General features: G+C 65.6%; 14 protein-coding genes. 7 read left to right on the top strand and 7 right to left on the bottom strand.

The features are described 5' to 3' along the window. Window positions 1–3: 3 nt before the first annotated feature. From kdpC to mutS, 7 genes are all read left to right on the top strand, one after another. Complete coding sequence (gene kdpC, locus BT108_RS04035) at window positions 4–678, top strand: potassium-transporting ATPase subunit KdpC (protein ID WP_255369605.1); 675 nt, start codon at window positions 4–6, stop codon at window positions 676–678. After that, complete coding sequence (gene kdpB, locus BT108_RS04030) at window positions 675–2,771, top strand: potassium-transporting ATPase subunit KdpB (RefSeq protein ID WP_255369604.1); 2,097 nt, start codon at window positions 675–677, stop codon at window positions 2,769–2,771. Before kdpC ends, kdpB begins: the two co-directional genes overlap by 4 nt. Before the next feature lie 208 nt (window positions 2,772–2,979). Beyond that, complete coding sequence (locus BT108_RS04025) at window positions 2,980–5,727, top strand: sensor histidine kinase (RefSeq protein ID WP_072293255.1); 2,748 nt, start codon at window positions 2,980–2,982, stop codon at window positions 5,725–5,727. Further along, window positions 5,711–6,442, top strand: a complete 732-nt coding sequence (locus BT108_RS04020; protein WP_072293254.1) for a response regulator — start codon at window positions 5,711–5,713, stop codon at window positions 6,440–6,442. The genes BT108_RS04025 and BT108_RS04020 overlap by 17 nt, the downstream gene beginning before the upstream one ends. Before the next feature lie 134 nt (window positions 6,443–6,576). Then, window positions 6,577–6,957 (top strand): DUF6088 family protein, encoded by a 381-nt coding sequence (locus tag BT108_RS14105; protein ID WP_369816920.1) that lies wholly within the window; start codon window positions 6,577–6,579, stop codon window positions 6,955–6,957. Then, a complete protein-coding gene (locus tag BT108_RS14100; RefSeq protein WP_255369610.1) occupies window positions 6,848–7,204 on the top strand; it encodes a DUF6088 family protein in 357 nt (118 codons plus the stop codon). The genes BT108_RS14105 and BT108_RS14100 overlap by 110 nt, the downstream gene beginning before the upstream one ends. 270 nt (window positions 7,205–7,474) lie before the next feature. Further along, window positions 7,475–10,099, top strand: a complete 2,625-nt coding sequence (mutS, locus tag BT108_RS04010; RefSeq protein ID WP_072293291.1) for a DNA mismatch repair protein MutS — start codon at window positions 7,475–7,477, stop codon at window positions 10,097–10,099. A 39-nt stretch (window positions 10,100–10,138) separates the two neighbouring features. Here mutS and BT108_RS04005 read toward each other — a convergent pair whose 3' ends face one another. The 7 genes from BT108_RS04005 to ispC form a co-directional block, all read right to left on the bottom strand. Then, window positions 10,139–10,627 (bottom strand): FKBP-type peptidyl-prolyl cis-trans isomerase, encoded by a 489-nt coding sequence (locus tag BT108_RS04005; RefSeq protein ID WP_072293253.1) that lies wholly within the window; start codon window positions 10,625–10,627, stop codon window positions 10,139–10,141. A gap of 30 nt (window positions 10,628–10,657) precedes the next feature. After that, a complete protein-coding gene (rnhB, locus tag BT108_RS04000) occupies window positions 10,658–11,311 on the bottom strand; it encodes a ribonuclease HII (RefSeq protein WP_218184813.1) in 654 nt (217 codons plus the stop codon). A gap of 75 nt (window positions 11,312–11,386) precedes the next feature. Continuing rightward, window positions 11,387–11,827, bottom strand: coding sequence for a 3-hydroxyacyl-ACP dehydratase FabZ (fabZ, locus tag BT108_RS03995; protein ID WP_072293252.1), 441 nt, complete (start codon window positions 11,825–11,827; stop codon window positions 11,387–11,389). Between the two features lie 44 nt (window positions 11,828–11,871). Continuing rightward, a complete protein-coding gene (locus BT108_RS03990) occupies window positions 11,872–12,405 on the bottom strand; it encodes an OmpH/Skp family outer membrane protein (RefSeq protein ID WP_083566171.1) in 534 nt (177 codons plus the stop codon). An 18-nt stretch (window positions 12,406–12,423) separates the two neighbouring features. Further along, window positions 12,424–14,706 (bottom strand): outer membrane protein assembly factor BamA, encoded by a 2,283-nt coding sequence (bamA, locus tag BT108_RS03985; RefSeq protein WP_072293251.1) that lies wholly within the window; start codon window positions 14,704–14,706, stop codon window positions 12,424–12,426. Between the two features lie 17 nt (window positions 14,707–14,723). Beyond that, a complete protein-coding gene (gene rseP / locus BT108_RS03980) occupies window positions 14,724–16,091 on the bottom strand; it encodes an RIP metalloprotease RseP (RefSeq protein ID WP_072293250.1) in 1,368 nt (455 codons plus the stop codon). Between the two features lie 246 nt (window positions 16,092–16,337). After that, entirely contained in the window at window positions 16,338–17,516 is a 1,179-nt protein-coding gene (gene ispC, locus BT108_RS03975; RefSeq protein WP_072293249.1) for a 1-deoxy-D-xylulose-5-phosphate reductoisomerase, read from the bottom strand.

Raw genomic sequence — 17,516 nt, 5'->3', positions numbered from 1 at the left:
CTCATGAAAAACGTCGAAGCCACGTCCGCTTCCCCTGCGACATCCATTATCAGCGGCATGACCCGCCCGGTGCTCATGTCCGCCGCGTTCTTCATGGTCGTCACCGGCATCCTCTATCCGCTGGCAACCACTGCTACGGCACAGCTGCTCTTTCGCCGCCCGGCACAGGGAAACCTGATCGCAAAGGACGGTCAGCTAGTCGGTTCGCGCCTGATCGGCCAGTACTTCACCCAGCCGCAATATTTCCACGGCCGTCCGAGCGCAACGTCGGGGCCCAATCCGGATGATCGCTCCAGAATGATCGATCAGCCTTACAACGCAGCCGCCAGTACCGCAAGCAACCAGGGGGTGCTGAGCAGAAAACTGCTGGCTGCCGTGGCCGAACGGGCCCGGATCTACCGCGAACAGAACGGCCTTGCACCCGATGCGCAAGTCCCGGTCGACGCGGTCACGGCCTCGGCTTCGGGGCTGGATCCCCACATCTCCCGGGCGAACGCACGGCTGCAGACGATTCGTGTGGCTGCGGCGCGCGGAATGCCCGAGCAGGAAGTGGCGGCGCTCGTGGAGCGGAACACGACGCAGCGCCAGTTCGGCATTCTAGGCGAGCCGGCGGTCCATGTGCTGGAACTCAATCTCGCCTTGGACGACGCCGTTGCGGCCCGCCCGGCAGCGCAATGAAAATGAGGTGCGACCAGACCGCAAACGGAGCGTCCGCGCCGCAGGGCACCGGCACGCGCGATGCCGTGGCGGCGTCGTGGACATGGGTCGCCGGCGAAGCCCTGCGGAAACTGTCGCCCGGGGTCCAGATGAAGAATCCGGTGATGTTCGTCATTTATGCTGGCAGCATCGTTTCCACCGTTCTTGGTATCCAGGCGCTGTCGGGGAGTGGGGATGCACCGGCAGGCTTCATTTTCGCCGTGACGATCTGGCTGTGGTGCACCGTTCTTTTCGCGAATGGCGCCGAAGCCTTGGCTGAGGGACGCGGCAGGGCACATGCCGAAGCGCTGCGCGCCACACGCCGCCGGGTGATTGCCCGCGTGCTGCAGGAACCTACGCGCGCGAGCACATCGTGGCCCATTCCCAGTGACGAGCTGACAGTGGGAGCCTATGTACTGGTCGACGCCGGAGAAACCATTCCCGCGGATGGCGAAGTGGCGGTGGGCACCGCCTCGGTGGACGAATCCGCGATCACCGGAGAATCGGCTCCCGTCATCCGTGAAGCGGGGGGCGATCTCAGCTCGGTCACGGGAGGCACGCGTGTGCTGTCCGACTGGATCATCGTGCGTGTCTCGGCCAGACCGGGCGAAGCCTTCCTCGATCGCATGATCGCCATGGTCGAGGGCGCCAGACGCAGCCGGACGCCCAACGAGATCGCCCTGACCATCCTGCTGGCGGCGCTGACCCTCATCTTCCTGCTGGTCTGCGCGACGCTGCGCCCGTTCTCGGAATTCAGCGTACTCATCAACGGCACCGGTCAAGCCATCGGCGTCACAGTGCTCATCGCGCTGCTCGTCTGCCTGATTCCGACGACCATCGGCGCACTGCTGTCGGCAGTCAGCATTGCCGGAATGAGCCGGATGATGCATGCCAACGTTCTGGCCACCTCCGGACGCGCGATCGAGGCGGCCGGCGACGTCGACGTCCTGCTGCTCGACAAGACGGGCACCATCACGCTGGGCAATCGCGAGGCCGTCAGATTCCATCCAGCCCCAGGCATCGACGAGCGTGCGCTTGCAGAAGCCGCACAAATGGCGTCGCTGGCGGACGAAACGCCCGAGGGCCGCTCCATTCTGGCGCTTGCCGGGAAAATATTCGACATCCGCCGCTGCGAATTGCACGGCGCGGAAACGGTGGCCTTCAGCGCACGCACGCGCATGAGCGGCATCGACGTCGACGGACGCCGGCTTCGCAAGGGGGCTGCGTCGGCCATCCGTGCTCATGTCGAGCGCATTGGCGGCATATTTTCCGACGCGGTGACAAGAGTCGTCGACGATGTCTCGCGTCGCGGCAGCACGGCGCTGGTCGTTTCGGACGGCGCCTGCGTTCTCGGCATCGTGGAGCTCAAGGACATCGTCAAGGCCGGCCTGAAGGAGCGCTTCGCCGACCTGCGCGCCATGGGAATAAAGACCGTGATGGTCACGGGAGACAACATGCTCACCGCCGCCGCGATCGCGGCCGAGGCGGGCGTCGACGACTATCTGGCGGAGGCGACGCCCGAGGACAAGCTGCGACTGATCCGTCGCTTCCAGGCCGAGGGGCATCTGGTCGCGATGACCGGCGACGGCATAAACGATGCGCCGGCACTGGCCCAGGCGGACGTGGCAGTTGCCATGAACAGCGGAACGCAGGCCGCCAAAGAGGCGAGCAACATGGTCGACCTGGACAGCAATCCCACCAAACTGCTGAGTGTGGTCGAAGTGGGCAAACAGATGATCATGACGCGGGGAGCGCTGACGACCTTCAGCCTCGCCAACGATCTGGCGAAGTACTTCGCCATCGTCCCGGCCGCGTTTGTCGCCACCTACCCGGCGCTTGGAGCCCTGAACGTCATGAACCTGCACAGCCCGGGTTCCGCGATCCTGTCGGCGGTGATCTTCAACGCACTGATCATCGTCACCCTGACCCCGCTCGCCCTGCATGGCGTGAAATACCGCATGGAACCCGCCAGCCGCCTGCTTGAGCGAAATCTGCTGATCTATGGTGTGGGTGGAATCATTGCTCCGTTCATCGGCATCAAGCTGATCGATCTCGTTTTGACGCCCTTTTTCTGATTCGAAGGCGACAGGCATGACGCCTCCCCGCAAAACCCGCTTCGAGGCAACTCGATCCCATGCGCCCGCAGTGGCAACGGCTGTGGCCGGAGGACAGCGCATGAGCGCACGGTACATCCATCTGGACGGCAGACGAGAGGCGGCTATACTTTCCCCATCCGGTCGATCGCGTCGCAATTGACCAGACAGGATCTCGGAAAGAAAACGGATGGCGGCGGAGTCCCGGAATACCAGACAGGCGGATGCCCTGATCGATGAGCTTCATCGCCGGTCGGCGGGCAGGCTCACGGTTTTCCTGGGGGCCGCGCCGGGGGTGGGCAAGACCTATGCCATGCTTGCCCGCGCGCAGGAATTGTATCGCCAGGGTGCGGATATCGTGATCGGTATCGTCGAAACCCATGGTCGCGCGGAGACCGGGGCGATGGCGGAAGGCCTGCCCGGCCTGCCTCGCATGAAGGTGGAGCATCAGGGCCACGCGCGCGAGGAAATGGATCTGGACGGCCTTCTGGCGCGTAAGCCAGCCATCGCGTTGGTGGATGAACTGGCCCACCGCAACGTGCCCGGTAGCCGCCATGAACGACGCTGGCAGGACGTGGAGGAGTTGCTGGATGCAGGTATCGACGTCCATACCACCGTCAACGTCCAGCATCTGGAAAGCTTGAACGACTTGGTGCACCAGATCACCGGCATCCGCGTCAGCGAGACGGTGCCGGACTCGGTGTTCGAGCGGCTCAGAGATATGCGCCTGATCGATCTTCCCGCGCGCGAACTGATCGAACGCTTGAACCAGGGAAAGGTATATCTGCCGGAGCAGGCGGCCCGGGCACTGCAGGCCTTCTTCTCGCCGTCCAATCTCACCGCCCTGCGGGAACTGGCGATGCAGACCGTGGGCGCGCATGTCGATGCCGACCTGCGCGAGACGCGCGTCGCGCAGGGTCTCGGAAGCATTGCCATCCGACGTCATGTATTGATCGCCATCGACGGCCGCGGGCAGTCGGAATACCTCGTGCGCGCCGGCGCCCGGATCGCCGAACGCCGCGGCACGCCATGGTCGGTGGTGATGGTGGATAGCGGAGGCTCGGCCGATGCCGCCCCGCTTGCGGACGGCCTGGAACATACGCCCCCGCCGCTCGACATGGCCGCCCGTATGGAGCAGCAACGCCTGCTGGAAATCGACAAGGCGTTCGCGCTGGCGCGCGCCCTCGGCGGCGACACGGAAGTGCTGCACAATACCGACATCGCCCAGGCCTTGCTCGACGCCGCCGCTGCCCGCGGGGCACGATCCATCGTCATCGGCCGCACCCGTGAGCGGCCAGTCGCCCGTCTCTTCAACCGTACCCTGACCCAGCAGTTGCTGCTACGCGGCGAGCACCATGAACTGACGATCATCGGCACGCCTCAGGCGCGGCCGAGTAGGCGGCACCGGCCCGGCCCCGCCGGTGAACGCCTTCGAAAACGGGAAGCATTGCTGATCCTGATGGCCAGCCTGGGCGCCACCGGAGCGGCAGCCCTTGCCAAACACGCCCTGGGAATGCAGGATCTCTCCATGGTCTTCCTGGTGGCCGTCATGCTGGTCGCCTCGCGGACGCGCATGGTGCCGGCCGTCATCACAGCAGTGCTGTGCTTTCTCGCTTACGATTTCTTTTTCATCGAACCGCGCTTCACCCTGCTGATCGGCGCGCACCGCGGCATGGCGACGGTACTGCTGTTTCTTGCAGCTGCCCTGATCGCCGGACGCCTGGCGTCGCGACTGCGCATGCAGGTGGTGGCGCTGCGCGCCGCCAATACCCATGCCGTGAGCATGCAGAAACTCGGGCGGCGGCTCTCTCAGGCGGCCGATCTCGGACAGGTCATTGCAGCAGGCTCGTCGGTTCTCCACTCGGCCCTACATGCCGAAGCATGGATTCGCATCGGCGGCGAATCGGGTCCGGCCGCGGCGACAGAGCGTCTTGCCGAGAAGGATCTGGCGGCGGCCGACTGGACGCAACGACACAGGCAGCCAAGCGGACGCTACACCGATACGCTGTCCCATTCCCCATGGTGGTTTCTACCGGTATGTCTGGACGAGAAAACGCTGGGTGTGGCCGGATTGAGATTCCCCGCAGGAATGGAGCGACTGGCGTTCGAGCAGCGCCGCCTTGCCGAGAGCATGGTGGAGGATATCGGCCAGGCAGCATTGCGCACGCACCTGGTTTCCGAATTGGAGGCGGCGCGCGTCGCGGGCGAAACGGAGCGCCTGCGATCCGCCTTGCTGTCCTCCGTGTCGCACGACCTGCGTTCGCCGCTGTCGTCGATGATCGGAGCGGCGGACGCCTTGGCGCGCTATGGAAAAGACATGGGCCAGGAAGATCAGCAGAGCTTGTTGCAGGCCATCCATGTGGAGGGCGAACGCCTGGACCGCTACATCCAGAACCTGCTCGACATGACCCGCCTCGGACACCAGGGACTGACACTGAACCGCGACTGGATCGGTATCGACGAACTGGTAGGCTCGGCGTCCCGGCGCTTGCAGCGCTATGAGCCCGATGTGCGTATCATGCACGACATTCCGCCCGATTTGCCGCCAATCCATGTGCATCCCGCGCTCATCGAGCAGGCCCTGTTCAACGTGATGGAAAACGCGGCAAATTTCTCCCCGCTGCGGGAAGCCCTGCAGGTCCAGGTCCGGCGCACCGGGAACGATCGACTGAGAATCGACATCTCGGACCGAGGACCGGGCATCCCCGAAGAGGCCCGGAAACGTATATTCGACATGTTCTACAGCGTGGAGCATGGCGATCGCGGCAAGCAGGGAACAGGCCTGGGACTGACGATCGTGCAAGGTATCGTGAGTGCCCATATGGGTAGTGTGGAGGCCTTGCCCGGGCCGGATGGCCGAGGTACCACCATCCGTCTGACCCTGCCCTGGAATGAACGGACGAATCAGGAGGCGAGGGTGCATGCGCCATTCCCATGAATCGAACCCTCACACGCCGGCCGCCCAGGTGCTCGTCATTGACGATGAGCCACAGATTCGCAGGTTCGTCGACATCAGCCTGAGATCGCAGGGCTACGCCACGCTGCTGGCAGCAACGGGCCTGGAAGGATTGACCCTTCTGGCCAGCCAGGGCGCCGACCTGGTGATTCTTGATCTGGGGCTGCCGGACAAGGACGGCAGCGAGGTGTTGCAGGAGCTTCGGCAATGGTCCAGCGTGCCCGTCATCGTGCTGACGGTACGATCAGGCGAGGAGCAGAAGGTGGCATTGCTGGATTTGGGCGCCAACGACTACGTGACCAAGCCGTTCAGCGTGGACGAACTGATGGCGCGCATCCGCGCGTTCTTGAGAACAAGAGGGGTTTCCGCAGAAGCTAGCCCCGTTTACGACGATGGAACGCTGCACATCGACCTCCTGCAGCGCGAAGTGGCCGTGCTCGGGCAGGCCGTCACGCTGACCCGCAAGGAGTTCTCGCTGCTGGCCATGCTCGTCCAGCAGCCGGGCAGGCTCATCACGCAGACGCAGCTGCTGCGGGAAATATGGGGACCGACCCATGAAGAAGATACGCACTATTTAAGAATCCTGGTCGCGAAACTCAGAAAAAAACTGGGTGATGACGCGATGGCCGCCAGATACATCGTCACCGACCCTGGCGTTGGACTGCGCTTTCTCGCAAAAGAACGATCCCATCCATAGCAATGCCGGCAGAGTTCATGGTCGACGGGCAAACGCCCATGTTCAAGCCTCCTCTGCCCCCGAGCCGCTAACCCCAACCTTCCGATCCTCGATGGACCGGCAGGTCCCTGCCGCTTTCAGGGTGGCAGAAATATATGTATCATTTCTCACGAAAAGAAGCATGCATGAACACGCTGCCCGAGACCATCCTGCAGCAGGCGCAATCCCTGTCCGAGGGAAGCGTCCTGTCGCCCAAAGAATTCCTGCACCTGGGAAGCAGGTCGGCAGTGGACCAGGCGTTCTCGCGGCTAGCCAAAGCCGGTACACTACTGCGCATAGCGCGTGGGACTTACGCGGCACCAGTTTCCAACCAATTCGGCTCGCGCGCCCCCCGCACCCGAGAAAGTCGTCAGGGCACTAGCCGATCTGAGCGGCGAAATCGTCGTACCGCACGGCGCCAGTGCAGCCAATGCCCTGGGCCTGACGCGGCAGGTCCCCATCCGCGAGGTCTGCCTGACTTCCGGACGCACCCGTAAACTCAAGCTCGGACGCTTGGAAGAGTTGATGAAGTACGCGCCGCGCTGGATGTTGGTGCTGGGAACACGTCCAGCCGGTGCCGCGGTGCGCGCACTGGCCTGGATCGGGCCGACGCACGCCGATGCATCGCTGGCATCGCTTCATCGCACTCTGCCCCGCTCCGAATGGCAGGCGCTGACCTCGGCGCGTGCAACGTTGCCCGGCTGGATGGCGCGCGCCATCGGCAAGGAAGCCGCACGTGACTGAACACTTCGGTCTGAACACGTCAAGAAAGACAAACGCGAAATGCTGGAACAGGAGCGTGCCATCGGCGGGCCGCACGAACTCTTCCCAGTCCTCTCGCAACATCGCCGGGCAACTTGGCCGAGGCAGCGCTTTCGTGGCCTCGCCGCTCGCCGTGAGCATCGCACGCACCTTCTGGAGACGGCGTGCATCCAGGCGGATACACAAAAATGGGGAGGAATACCCAATTTCGCCCCAGAAACCTGCGACATGAATCACAAGCGGCTATTTCTCATGAATAAAACCGAAAATTCCGCGCACACCCCCATGATGCAGCAGTACCTGCGCATCAAGGCGCAGCATCCCGATATGCTGATGTTCTACCGCATGGGGGATTTCTACGAGCTGTTCTTCGATGACGCGGAGAAGGCGGCAAGGCTGCTCGACATCACCCTCACCCGGCGCGGCGTCTCCGCCGGGGAGCCGATCAAGATGGCGGGCGTGCCCTGCCACTCCGTGGAGCAGTACCTGGCGCGGCTCGTCCGGCTCGGGGAATCGGTGGCCATCTGCGACCAGATCGGCGATCCCGCCGCCGCCCGGGGGCCGGTGGAGCGCAAGGTCACGCGCATCGTCACGCCGGGCACCCTGACGGATGCCGCCCTGCTGGAGGAAAAGCGCGACTGCGTGCTGCTCGCCCTGTGCCGGGACGCCGCCACGCTGGGGCTGGCGTGGCTCAACCTGGCCGCGGGGCAGCTGCGGGTGCTGGAGACCGCGCCCGGCAACCTGGCGAGCGAGCTCGAGCGCCTCAAGCCGGCCGAGATCCTGCTGCCGGAGTCGCAGGAACCGCTCGCGCAGATCGGTACGGATCTCGCCAGGAAGCTGTCAGTCCGGCATCTGCCGCCGTGGCAATTCGACGTCGACACCGCCGTGCGCGCCCTCGCCGGCCAATTCGGAACGCGCGATCTTTCAGGATTCGGCTGCGATGGATTGAGTCCCTGCCTGGGCGCGGCGGGCGCGCTGCTGGAGTACGCGCGCCTGACCCAGGGAACAGGCATCGCCCACGTCCAGGCGCTGCAGGTCGAACGTGACGGCGCCTACGTGCGCATGGACGCCGCCACGCGCCGCAACCTGGAGATTTCCGAGACGCTGCTGGGCGGCGCCTCGCCCACCCTGCTGTCGCTGCTCGACACCTGCTCCACCCACATGGGCAGCCGCCTGCTGCGGCAGTGGCTGCACCACCCGCTGCGCGACCATGCGGCCATCGGCGCCCGGCTGGAGGGTGTCTCCCACCTGATCGGCGCGGACGGAACGGGGCCGTACGCCGGAGTGCGCGATTGCCTGCGGCGCATCGCGGACATCGAGCGCATCACCGCGCGCATCGCACTGGCGACGGCGCGCCCGCGCGACCTGTCCGGGCTGCGCGACAGCCTGAAGCAGCTGCCGCTGGCCGTCGCCGCTATCGTCACTATTGCCGGCATGGCCGGTGACGGCGCGGCGGAGGCCAGCGGCACGCACCTTTCCCGGCTGGCGCAGGCCATGGTCCCGAACCAGGAGCTGATACGCCTGCTCGAAGCATCCCTGCGCGAGGAGCCTGCCGCCATGCTGCGCACCGGCGGCGTCATTGCGGACGGCCACGATGCCGAACTGGACGAACTGCGGGCGCTCCAGAACGACTGCGGCGAGTTCCTGCTGCAGCTCGAGACCCGGGAAAAGGCGCGCACCGGCATCCCCAGCCTCAAGGTGGAGTACAACCGGGTGCACGGGTTCTACATCGAAGTGACGCACGCCCACGGCGAGCGCATTCCTGACGACTACCGCAGGAGGCAGACGCTGAAGCACGCCGAGCGCTACATCACGCCCGAGCTCAAGGCGTTCGAGGACAAGGCCCTGTCGGCCGAAAGCCGGGCGCTGGAGCGCGAAAAAATGCTGTACCAGGCGCTGCTGGACGCCCTCGCGCCGCATATCGGCCACCTGCAGCGGATCGCATGCGGCGTCGCCGAACTGGACGTGCTCGCCGCCTTCGCCGAGCGTGCGCTTGCACTCGACTACACCTGCCCTGCCTTCACCCGCGACCCTGTCATCGAAATCGAGGCGGGACGCCACCCCGTGGTGGAACAACAGGTGGAGCACTTCGTCGCCAACGACGTGCGCCTCGGCGCGGAGGCCGGCCGGCAGATGCTGGTGATCACCGGCCCCAACATGGGCGGCAAGTCCACCTACATGCGGCAACTCGCGCACATCGTGCTGCTGGCCCACTGCGGCAGCTTCGTTCCCGCCCGCAGCGCGCGTCTGGGACCGGTGGACCAGATCTTCACGCGCATCGGCGCCTCCGACGACCTGGCCGGGGGGCGCTCGACCTTCATGCTGGAAATGACGGAGGCCGCCAACATCCTGCACAACGCCGGCCCGCACAGCCTGGTGCTGATGGACGAGATCGGGCGGGGGACCTCCACCTTCGACGGCCTGGCGCTGGCGCTGGCGATTGCACGCCACCTGCTGGAGGAAAACCGCAGCTACGCGCTGTTCGCAACCCACTACTTCGAACTGACGCGGCTCGTGGAGGAATTTCCGCAGGCGGCCAACGTGCACCTCGATGCGGTCGAGCACAAGCACCACATCGTGTTCCTGCACGCCGTCACGGAGGGACCCGCCAGCCAGAGCTACGGCCTCCAGGTGGCGGCGCTGGCGGGCGTGCCCAGGCCGGTCATCCGCACTGCCGGCAGATATCTGGCGGAATTCGAGCAGAAAGCCGCCGACCGGCATCCGCAGCGCGACCTGTTCTCGGCGGCGGCCCCGGCGGAGGCACCCTCGCCGCACCCGGTACTCGCGTCGCTGCAGGCACTGCGGCCGGATGAACTCAGCCCGCGGCAGGCGCTGGAAACCCTCTATGCGCTGAAACAGCTGGCCGGGAGGGAATGACTCTCCGCCCATGGACGGACAGGGGACGGGACGAAAAGCTCAGTGCTCGTGCCCATGGGCACCGTCGTCACCGTGGACGTGGCCGTGGGACAGCTCTTCCGCAGTGGCCGGGCGCACCGCGACCACGGTGCAGTCGAAGCGCAGCGTCTGGCCCGCCAACGGATGGTTGCCGTCCACCACCACCTTGTCGTCGGCGATGTCGGTGACGGTGAAGATCATGACCTCGGCAGACCCTTCCTGCGCACCCTCGAACTGCATGCCCACTTCGATGTCCCGCGGAAACGCGTCGCGCGATTCCACCCGCACCAGTTCGCTGTCGTATTCTCCGAAGGTGTTTTCCGGATTCATCAGGACGGAGCAGCTGTAGCCGATGGCCTGGCGGTGCAGCGCCTCTTCCACCACCGGAAAGATGCCATCGTAGCCGCCGTGCAGGTAGCTGATGGGCTGGTCGGACTTTTCCAGCACCTCGCCGGAAGCATCCAGGAGCTGGTAGGCGATGGAGACCACGGAGTCCTTTTCGATGAGCATGGTGTCTGTCCTGTAGGGTCTCCCCGCATTCTACACGATCGCGTCCGTCCCCCGGGCGAATTCCTCGGCCGGTCCGTTGCCGTGCGCGAGCCTCTCCGGTGCGCCGCCTGCGGCATCCGCCCGCGCCACCCTCATGACCGGCGCGAAGCTGCGGCGGTGCACGAGAGAGACGCCATGCCGCTCGAGGGCGGCGACGTGCGCCTTGGTGGGATAACCCTTGTGGCGATCGAAGCCGTAGCAGGGATAGCGCCGGTGCAGCACGAGCATCTCGGCGTCGCGCGCCGTCTTGGCCAGGATGGACGCGGCGGAGATCGCCGGAACCAGTCGGTCTCCGCCGACGATGGGGATGACGACGCCCTCGAGGCGGGGCCCCCGGTTGCCATCCACCAGCACCCTTTCCGGCCTGCGGGGCAACGCCTCCACCGCCCGCTGCATGGCCAGCAGGCTCGCCTGCAGGATGTTCAATCGATCGATCTCCTCGACCGAGGCGACGCCGATCGCCCAGGCCAGCGAATGGGAGCGGATGGCAGCCGCCAGCCGGTTGCGCCGCGCTTCGCCGAGCGTCTTCGAGTCCGCCAGGCCCGTGATCCCGTGATCCGGGCCGAGCACCACGCAGGCGGCGTATACCGGCCCCGCCAGGGGCCCCCGGCCGGCCTCGTCCACGCCGCAGATCCAGCCGGACACTCCGTCATCGCGCTCGCCCAGGACGAGTGTCGTACAGACCTCACGGCGACCAGACAGGGAGCGCGACACGGCGGGCTACGGTTGACGGCTGCGCACCGTGCACATCAGCTCGGCCTCGGCGACGGTGCGCTCGCCCACCCGCGCCCGGGTGGTGTAGCGCCAGATGCCGACACGCTGGCGTTCGATGGCGGCCTCGAGCAGCAGCTGGTCGCCCGGCTGCACGGGCTGCTTGAAACGCGCCTTGTCGATACCGACGAAATAGTAGACCGAGTTCTCGTCGGCCTTGGTGTCCATGGTCCTCAGCGTCAGGATCGCGGCGGCCTGCGCCAGCGCCTCGATGATCAGCACGCCCGGCATCACCGGGTGGTGGGGAAAGTGGCCGCCGAAGAAGGGTTCGTTGATCGTCACGTTCTTGAGCGCGACGATGTCCTTCCCGGGCTCGCACGACAGCACCCGATCCACCAGCAGGAAGGGGTAGCGATGCGGCAGGTATTGCAGAATCTCGTGAATGTCCATTTTAGTCTCGGGTTCGGCTGGGAATCGATGCAGGGTCGTGCGGACTACTTGTCCGCCAGCGCCCGGATCACCTTGTCGGTGATGTCGATGCGCTGGCTGTGGTGGACCAGGTCGCGCAGGGGCAGGATGAGATCGTACTTCTCCGCTTCCGCGAGGGCCTGGATCACCTGGCTGGCGGTCACCTGCAGGAGGGCCACCTCGTCGTTCTGGCGCAGGCTCAAATCCTCGCGCAACTGCCGCTGGGCACGCTGGTACTCCCGATTGAGCGCAGCCAGGTCGCGCTCCTTCTGGCGCCGCTCAGCCTCTGGCAGGGTCTTGCCGTCCTTTTCCAGCTGCTCCTGCAGCGTCTTCGCCTGCGCCGCCAGCTTCTTGACCTCCTGGTCGCGCGGCAGGAATTCCTTCTCTATCTTCTTCAGCGCCCTGACTGCCGGCGCCGACTCCGCCAGGATCCGCTCGGTGTCGACCACGCCGATCCTGAGTTCCTCCGCGTGCCCCGCCGGGCCGCCACCCGCGCAGAGCATGAGCGCGCACGCGGCCATGCCCGTCCGCAGCCATCGATTCACGTGCCTCAATGCCATCCTCCGGCCCTCATCTGGTTAGAACTGCTGCCCGAACTGAAACTGGAAACGCTGCAGGTTGTCGCCCGGATTATTGTTTATCGGCTGGGCCACGCTCACCTTCAGCGGCCCCATCGGCGAAATCCAGGTCACGGCAATGCCGGTGGAATAACGGAAACCTTCCAGTTCCGGCCTCGTCCCGCCCGGCCCGAATACGGTGCCCCCGTCCAGGAATGCGCTCAGGCGCACGGAGCGGTCGTTCTTCATGCCCGGCATGGGAAACAGGATCTCGATGCTGCCCACCACCCGCTTGTTGCCGCCCAGGGTGCGGTTGTTGGCGTCGCGCGGACCGAGCGAACTGATATTGTAGCCCCGCACCGACGTATTGCCACCGGCGAAGAAGTTCTTGAAGAAAGGAAGGCTCTTCCCGTTGTAGCCGTCCCCGTACCCCAGCTCCCCGTTCAGCATGAGCGTGAAAAGGCTGGTGAGGGGAAAGTACCATTTCAATTGGTAGTCCACCTTGTAGTAGGTCAGGTCGCCGCCCGGCAGGCCCGCTTCCAGGAACACGCGCTGCGTGGTGCCGGAGGTGGTCCAGATGGCGCTGTCGCGGCCGTCCCGCCGCCAGCTCAGCGTCGCGGGGATGTTGATGGTGCTCCGGCCGAACTCGTTCACGAAGTCGATGTTGCGCTGCGGGCTGTTGGGCCCGAGATCGAGCTTCGTGTTCTCCAGGCCCAGCCCGGCCATGATGCTGTCGTTTTCGTTCAGGGGAATCCCGAGGCGCACGCCGCCGCCGGTGGTGTCGGTGTTGAAGGTGCTCACCGAGGACAGCGCGCTCGTATTGAGCACGCGCTTGTAGATATCGAACCCGCCGGTGATCCCGTCGCTCGTGAAGTAGGGGTCGGTGTAGGAGAGCGAATAGGTCTTGTTCACCCTGCCGGTGTTGACCATCAGGTTGACGAACTTGCCGGTGCCGAAGATGTTGTCCTGGGCGACGGAGCCGCTCAGTATCAGGCCTTCCATGTTGGAGTAACCGGCACCGAACATGACCGCCCCCGTCGCCTTTTCCTTGACCTCCACATGGACGTCGATCTGGTCGGTCGCGTCGGGAACGGCCGGGGTCTCCACGTTGACGGCGGTGAAGTAGTTGAGGCGGTCGATGCGCAGCTTGGACTGGTTGATCTTGGAGGTCGAATACCATCCCCCCTCGAACTGGCGCATCTCGCGGCGGATCACCTCGTCGCGGGTGCGGGCGTTGCCGGTGATGTTGATGCGCCGCACGTAGACCCGGCGGCCCGGATCGATGAAAAAGGTGAACGCCACCTCGCGCTTCTCCGGGTCCAGGTGCGGCGAGGCATTGACGTTCGCAAAGGCATAGCCGTCGTCCCCCAGGCGATCGGTGATGAGCTTGACGGATTCCGTCAGCTTCTCGCGCGCGAACACGTCGCCCGGCGCCAGCTTCACCAGCTTGCGCAGCTCTTCTTCCGGCAGCAGCAGGTCACCGGCGAGCTTGATGTCGGATACCGTGTACTGGTTCCCCTCGACGATGTTGATCGTGATGTAGATGTCCTGCATGTCGGCGGTGATCGATACCTGGGTGGACTCGATGTTGAACTCCAGGTAGCCGCGGTTGAGGTAGAAGGAACGCAGGGATTCCAGGTCGGCGGCCAGCTTCTGCTTCGAATACTGGTCCTCCTTGGTGAACCAGGTGAGCAGGCCGGGCGTGCGCAGCACCATCACGTCCAGCAACTCCTTTTCCTTGAAGTTCTCGTTGCCGACGATGTTGATCCTGCGGATCTTGGCGGTCCTGCCCTCGTCCACGTTGAAATTGATGCCGACCCGGTTGCGGTCCAGCGGGGTCGTGGTGGTGGTGATCTTGACCCCGTACTTGCCGCGGCTGAGGTATTGCTGCTTCAGCTCCTGCTCGGCCTTCTCCAGCAGCGAGCGATCGAAGATGCGCGACTCCGCCAGGCCCGCCTGCTTCAGTCCTTCCTTCAGCTTGTCCTTCTCGAATTCCTTGGCGCCGACGATGGTGATCTGGGCGATGGCGGGACGTTCCTCCACCACGACGAGCAGCACGCCATTGTCCGCTTCCAGGCGCACGTCCTTGAAGAAGCCGGTCGCATAGAGCGCCTTGATGGCGGCGGCGGCGGTCTCGTCGTCGAGCGTGTCGCCGACCTTCACCGGCAGGTAGCTGAACACCGTTCCCGCTTCGGTGCGCTGTATGCCTTCCACCCGGATATCCTTGACCACGAACGATTCGAGAGCCCATGCCGCCGGCGTGCAACACGCAAGGACCAGTGCTGCCAGATGATGGACTCTCATACCTCGACATTCATGCTTCAGCTAGAGACGAGCCGGCTGACATCGTTATAGATGGCGAACACCATCAGGGTGAACAGCAATGCCATCCCGACCTGCTGACCGATCTCCATGGCCCTGGCAGAAAGCGGACTGCCCTTGACGATTTCGACGACATAATACATTAAATGCCCGCCGTCCAGCACCGGAATCGGCAGCAGGTTCAACACGCCCAGGCTGATGCTGATGAGCGCGAGAAACCCGAGATAGGCCGCCAGACCCATCTGCGCCGAGCGGCCGGCATAGTCCGCGATGGTGATGGGGCCGCTCACGTTCTTCCACGACACCTGTCCGATCGCCATCCTGCCCAGCATCTGCAGCGTGAACACCGACATCTCCCAGGTCTTGCCCGCGGCCTTGACCAGTGCCGGCCCGGGCGGATATCTGACGTCCACCAGCAGGCGCTCCAGTTCATCCTGGTCGATCTGCGGCCCGATCCCGATCCTGCCGATCTCCTCGCCGCGCTCGGTCACGGCGTCGGGCACCACCTCCAGTTCGAAGGTGCTCTGCCCGCGCCGTACTTCCAGCATCATCGGCATGCCGGGGCGGGTGCGTATGTGCTGCACCACCTCTTCCCAAAGCGGGGTCCCGGCACCGTCCACCGCCACGATCTCATCGCCCGGCAGGAGCCCGGCACGGGCGCCCGCCCCCCCCGGAACGACCTTGGCGACGAGGGGCCGGATCGCGGGCTGATGATTGCCGAGGCCGATCCGCGGCAGGAAGTCTCCGTCCAGATCCTCGGACTGCATGCCGCTCAGGTCCAGAAACCGGGAAAGACGGCCTCCATTGGGATCGAGCACCTCGACGGCCAGGGAGGAGGGCCGCTCCACCGCGTGGGACAGCAGCGTCCAGCGCGCATCCTGCCAGGTGGCGACCGGCTCGCCTCCAATCCCGACGATCGTCTCCCCGGCTTCGAAGCCCGCCAGGGCGGCGGGGCTCGCGGGCGCGACCTGCCCCACCACCGGTTTCATGCCGCTGACGCCCAGCATGAACAGCAGCCAGTACAACACGATGGCCAGCAGGAAGTTGGCCACCGGCCCGGCCGCGACGATGGCGAACCGCTGCCCGACCGGCTTGCGGTTGAAGGAACGCGCCAGATCCTGGGGCGGCACCTCGCCTTCCCGCTCGTCCAGCATCCGCACGTAGCCCCCTAGCGGGAAGGCGGCCACCACCCACTCGGTCCGATCCGCGCCCCAGCGCCGCTTCAGCAGCGGCTGGCCGAAGCCGATGGAAAAGCGCAGCACCTTCACCCCGCACCAGCGCGCCACCAGATAGTGGCCGAATTCGTGGAATACGATCAGCAGACCCAGCGCAACGATGAAGGCGGCAAGCGTGGAGAGGAGCGTCATGCCGATGCGCGCGGACGATCCCGCGTCGGCGCGCATCCGGCGGGCCGTATGGCCGCTGCATGGCGCGGAACCGGCACGCGCAGCGGCAAGGGGCGATCGGCGGACGGAATGCCGCCCCCGGCGGGCGCACCGGGATCCGCCGGCGGCACGGTCATGGCCCTCTCATGGCGGAGGTCCCTGTCCCTCTGCGGGATATCCCCGCCCCGGCAGGCGTCTTGCCGGCACCGGCTCGGCAGCCCCACCCGCCTATACCAGGCAGGCCAGCCACTCGTGCGCAGCCTGGCGCGCGGTGCCGTCGGCCGCCAGCACGTCGTCGAGCGTGGTCACGGCGTCGTGGCCGGTGGCGCCCATCACGTGCTCGATCATGGCGGGAATCGCGGTGAACGGCATCCGCCCCCCGAGGAAGGATTCCACCGCCACCTCATTGGCGGCATTGAGGGTCGCTGGCGCGCTGCCCCCGATGGCGAGGGCCTCGTAGGCGAGCCCCAGACAGGGGAAGCGACCCGGATCGGGGGCCTCGAAATCCAGCCGCGCCACCTTGAACATGTCCAGCGACGCCACGCCGGCTTCGATCCGCTCCGGGAAACCCAGGGCATGGGCAATCGGGGTGCGCATATCGGGATTGCCAAGCTGGGCCAGCACCGAGCCGTCCACGTATTCCACCATGGAGTGGATGATGCTTTGCGGATGGATCACCACCTGGATCTTCTCGGGCGCGGCGTCGAACAGCCAGTGCGCCTCGATCACCTCCAGGCCCTTGTTCATCATGGTGGCGGAATCGACCGAGATCTTCTGACCCATCACCCAGTTGGGGTGGGCGCACGCCTGCCCCGGCGTGACGGCTTCCAGCGCCTCCAGGGCGAGCCTCCGGAACGGCCCGCCGGACGCCGTGAGCAGGATCCGGCGCACGCCCACCGCCTCCAGGTCTCCCCGGAAGGACTGCGGCAGCGACTGGAAGATGGCGTTGTGCTCGCTGTCTATCGGCAGCAGCGTGGCACGGCCGCGCCGCACCACGTCCATGAAGATCCGCCCCGCCATCACCATGGTTTCCTTGTTGGCGAGCAGCACGCGCTTGCCGGCCGCGGCCGCGGCGAACGTCGGGCGTATCCCGGCGGCGCCGACGATTGCCGCCATCACGGTGTCCACCTCGGGCAGCGACGCCACCTTCTCCAGCGATTCGACACCGCATCCCACCTCGATGGCCAGCCCTTCCGCACGGATGCCCGAGCGCAGCTGCTCGGCGCTGGTGGCGTCCAGCATCACCGCATGCTCTGGCCGGACGAGGCGACACTGCTCCAGCATTCTTTCCACGTTGCGATGACCGGTCAGCGCCGCCACGCGGAACCTGCCCGGGTGTCGAACCACGACATCGAGGGTATTGACGCCTATGGTGCCGGTGGAGCCGAGAATGGTGAGGTGGCGCAT

Source organism: Nitrosovibrio sp. Nv17 (genome assembly GCF_900119085.1).
Classification (GTDB): domain Bacteria; phylum Pseudomonadota; class Gammaproteobacteria; order Burkholderiales; family Nitrosomonadaceae; genus Nitrosospira.
This window is presented reverse-complemented; position numbering and strand designations above follow the sequence as displayed.

Coding starts and splice junctions, on each gene's coding strand:
- BT108_RS14105 (WP_369816920.1), top strand. CDS start 6,577: ATGTATCATTTCTCACGAAAAGAAGCATGCATGAACACGCTGCCCGAG.
- fabZ (WP_072293252.1), bottom strand. CDS start 11,827: ATGGACATTCACGAGATTCTGCAATACCTGCCGCATCGCTACCCCTTC.
- kdpC (WP_255369605.1), top strand. CDS start 4: ATGAAAAACGTCGAAGCCACGTCCGCTTCCCCTGCGACATCCATTATC.
- kdpB (WP_255369604.1), top strand. CDS start 675: ATGAAAATGAGGTGCGACCAGACCGCAAACGGAGCGTCCGCGCCGCAG.
- BT108_RS03990 (WP_083566171.1), bottom strand. CDS start 12,405: ATGGCATTGAGGCACGTGAATCGATGGCTGCGGACGGGCATGGCCGCG.
- mutS (WP_072293291.1), top strand. CDS start 7,475: ATGAATAAAACCGAAAATTCCGCGCACACCCCCATGATGCAGCAGTAC.
- bamA (WP_072293251.1), bottom strand. CDS start 14,706: ATGAGAGTCCATCATCTGGCAGCACTGGTCCTTGCGTGTTGCACGCCG.
- BT108_RS04025 (WP_072293255.1), top strand. CDS start 2,980: ATGGCGGCGGAGTCCCGGAATACCAGACAGGCGGATGCCCTGATCGAT.
- BT108_RS04020 (WP_072293254.1), top strand. CDS start 5,711: ATGCGCCATTCCCATGAATCGAACCCTCACACGCCGGCCGCCCAGGTG.
- ispC (WP_072293249.1), bottom strand. CDS start 17,516: ATGCGCCACCTCACCATTCTCGGCTCCACCGGCACCATAGGCGTCAAT.
- rseP (WP_072293250.1), bottom strand. CDS start 16,091: ATGACGCTCCTCTCCACGCTTGCCGCCTTCATCGTTGCGCTGGGTCTG.
- BT108_RS04005 (WP_072293253.1), bottom strand. CDS start 10,627: ATGCTCATCGAAAAGGACTCCGTGGTCTCCATCGCCTACCAGCTCCTG.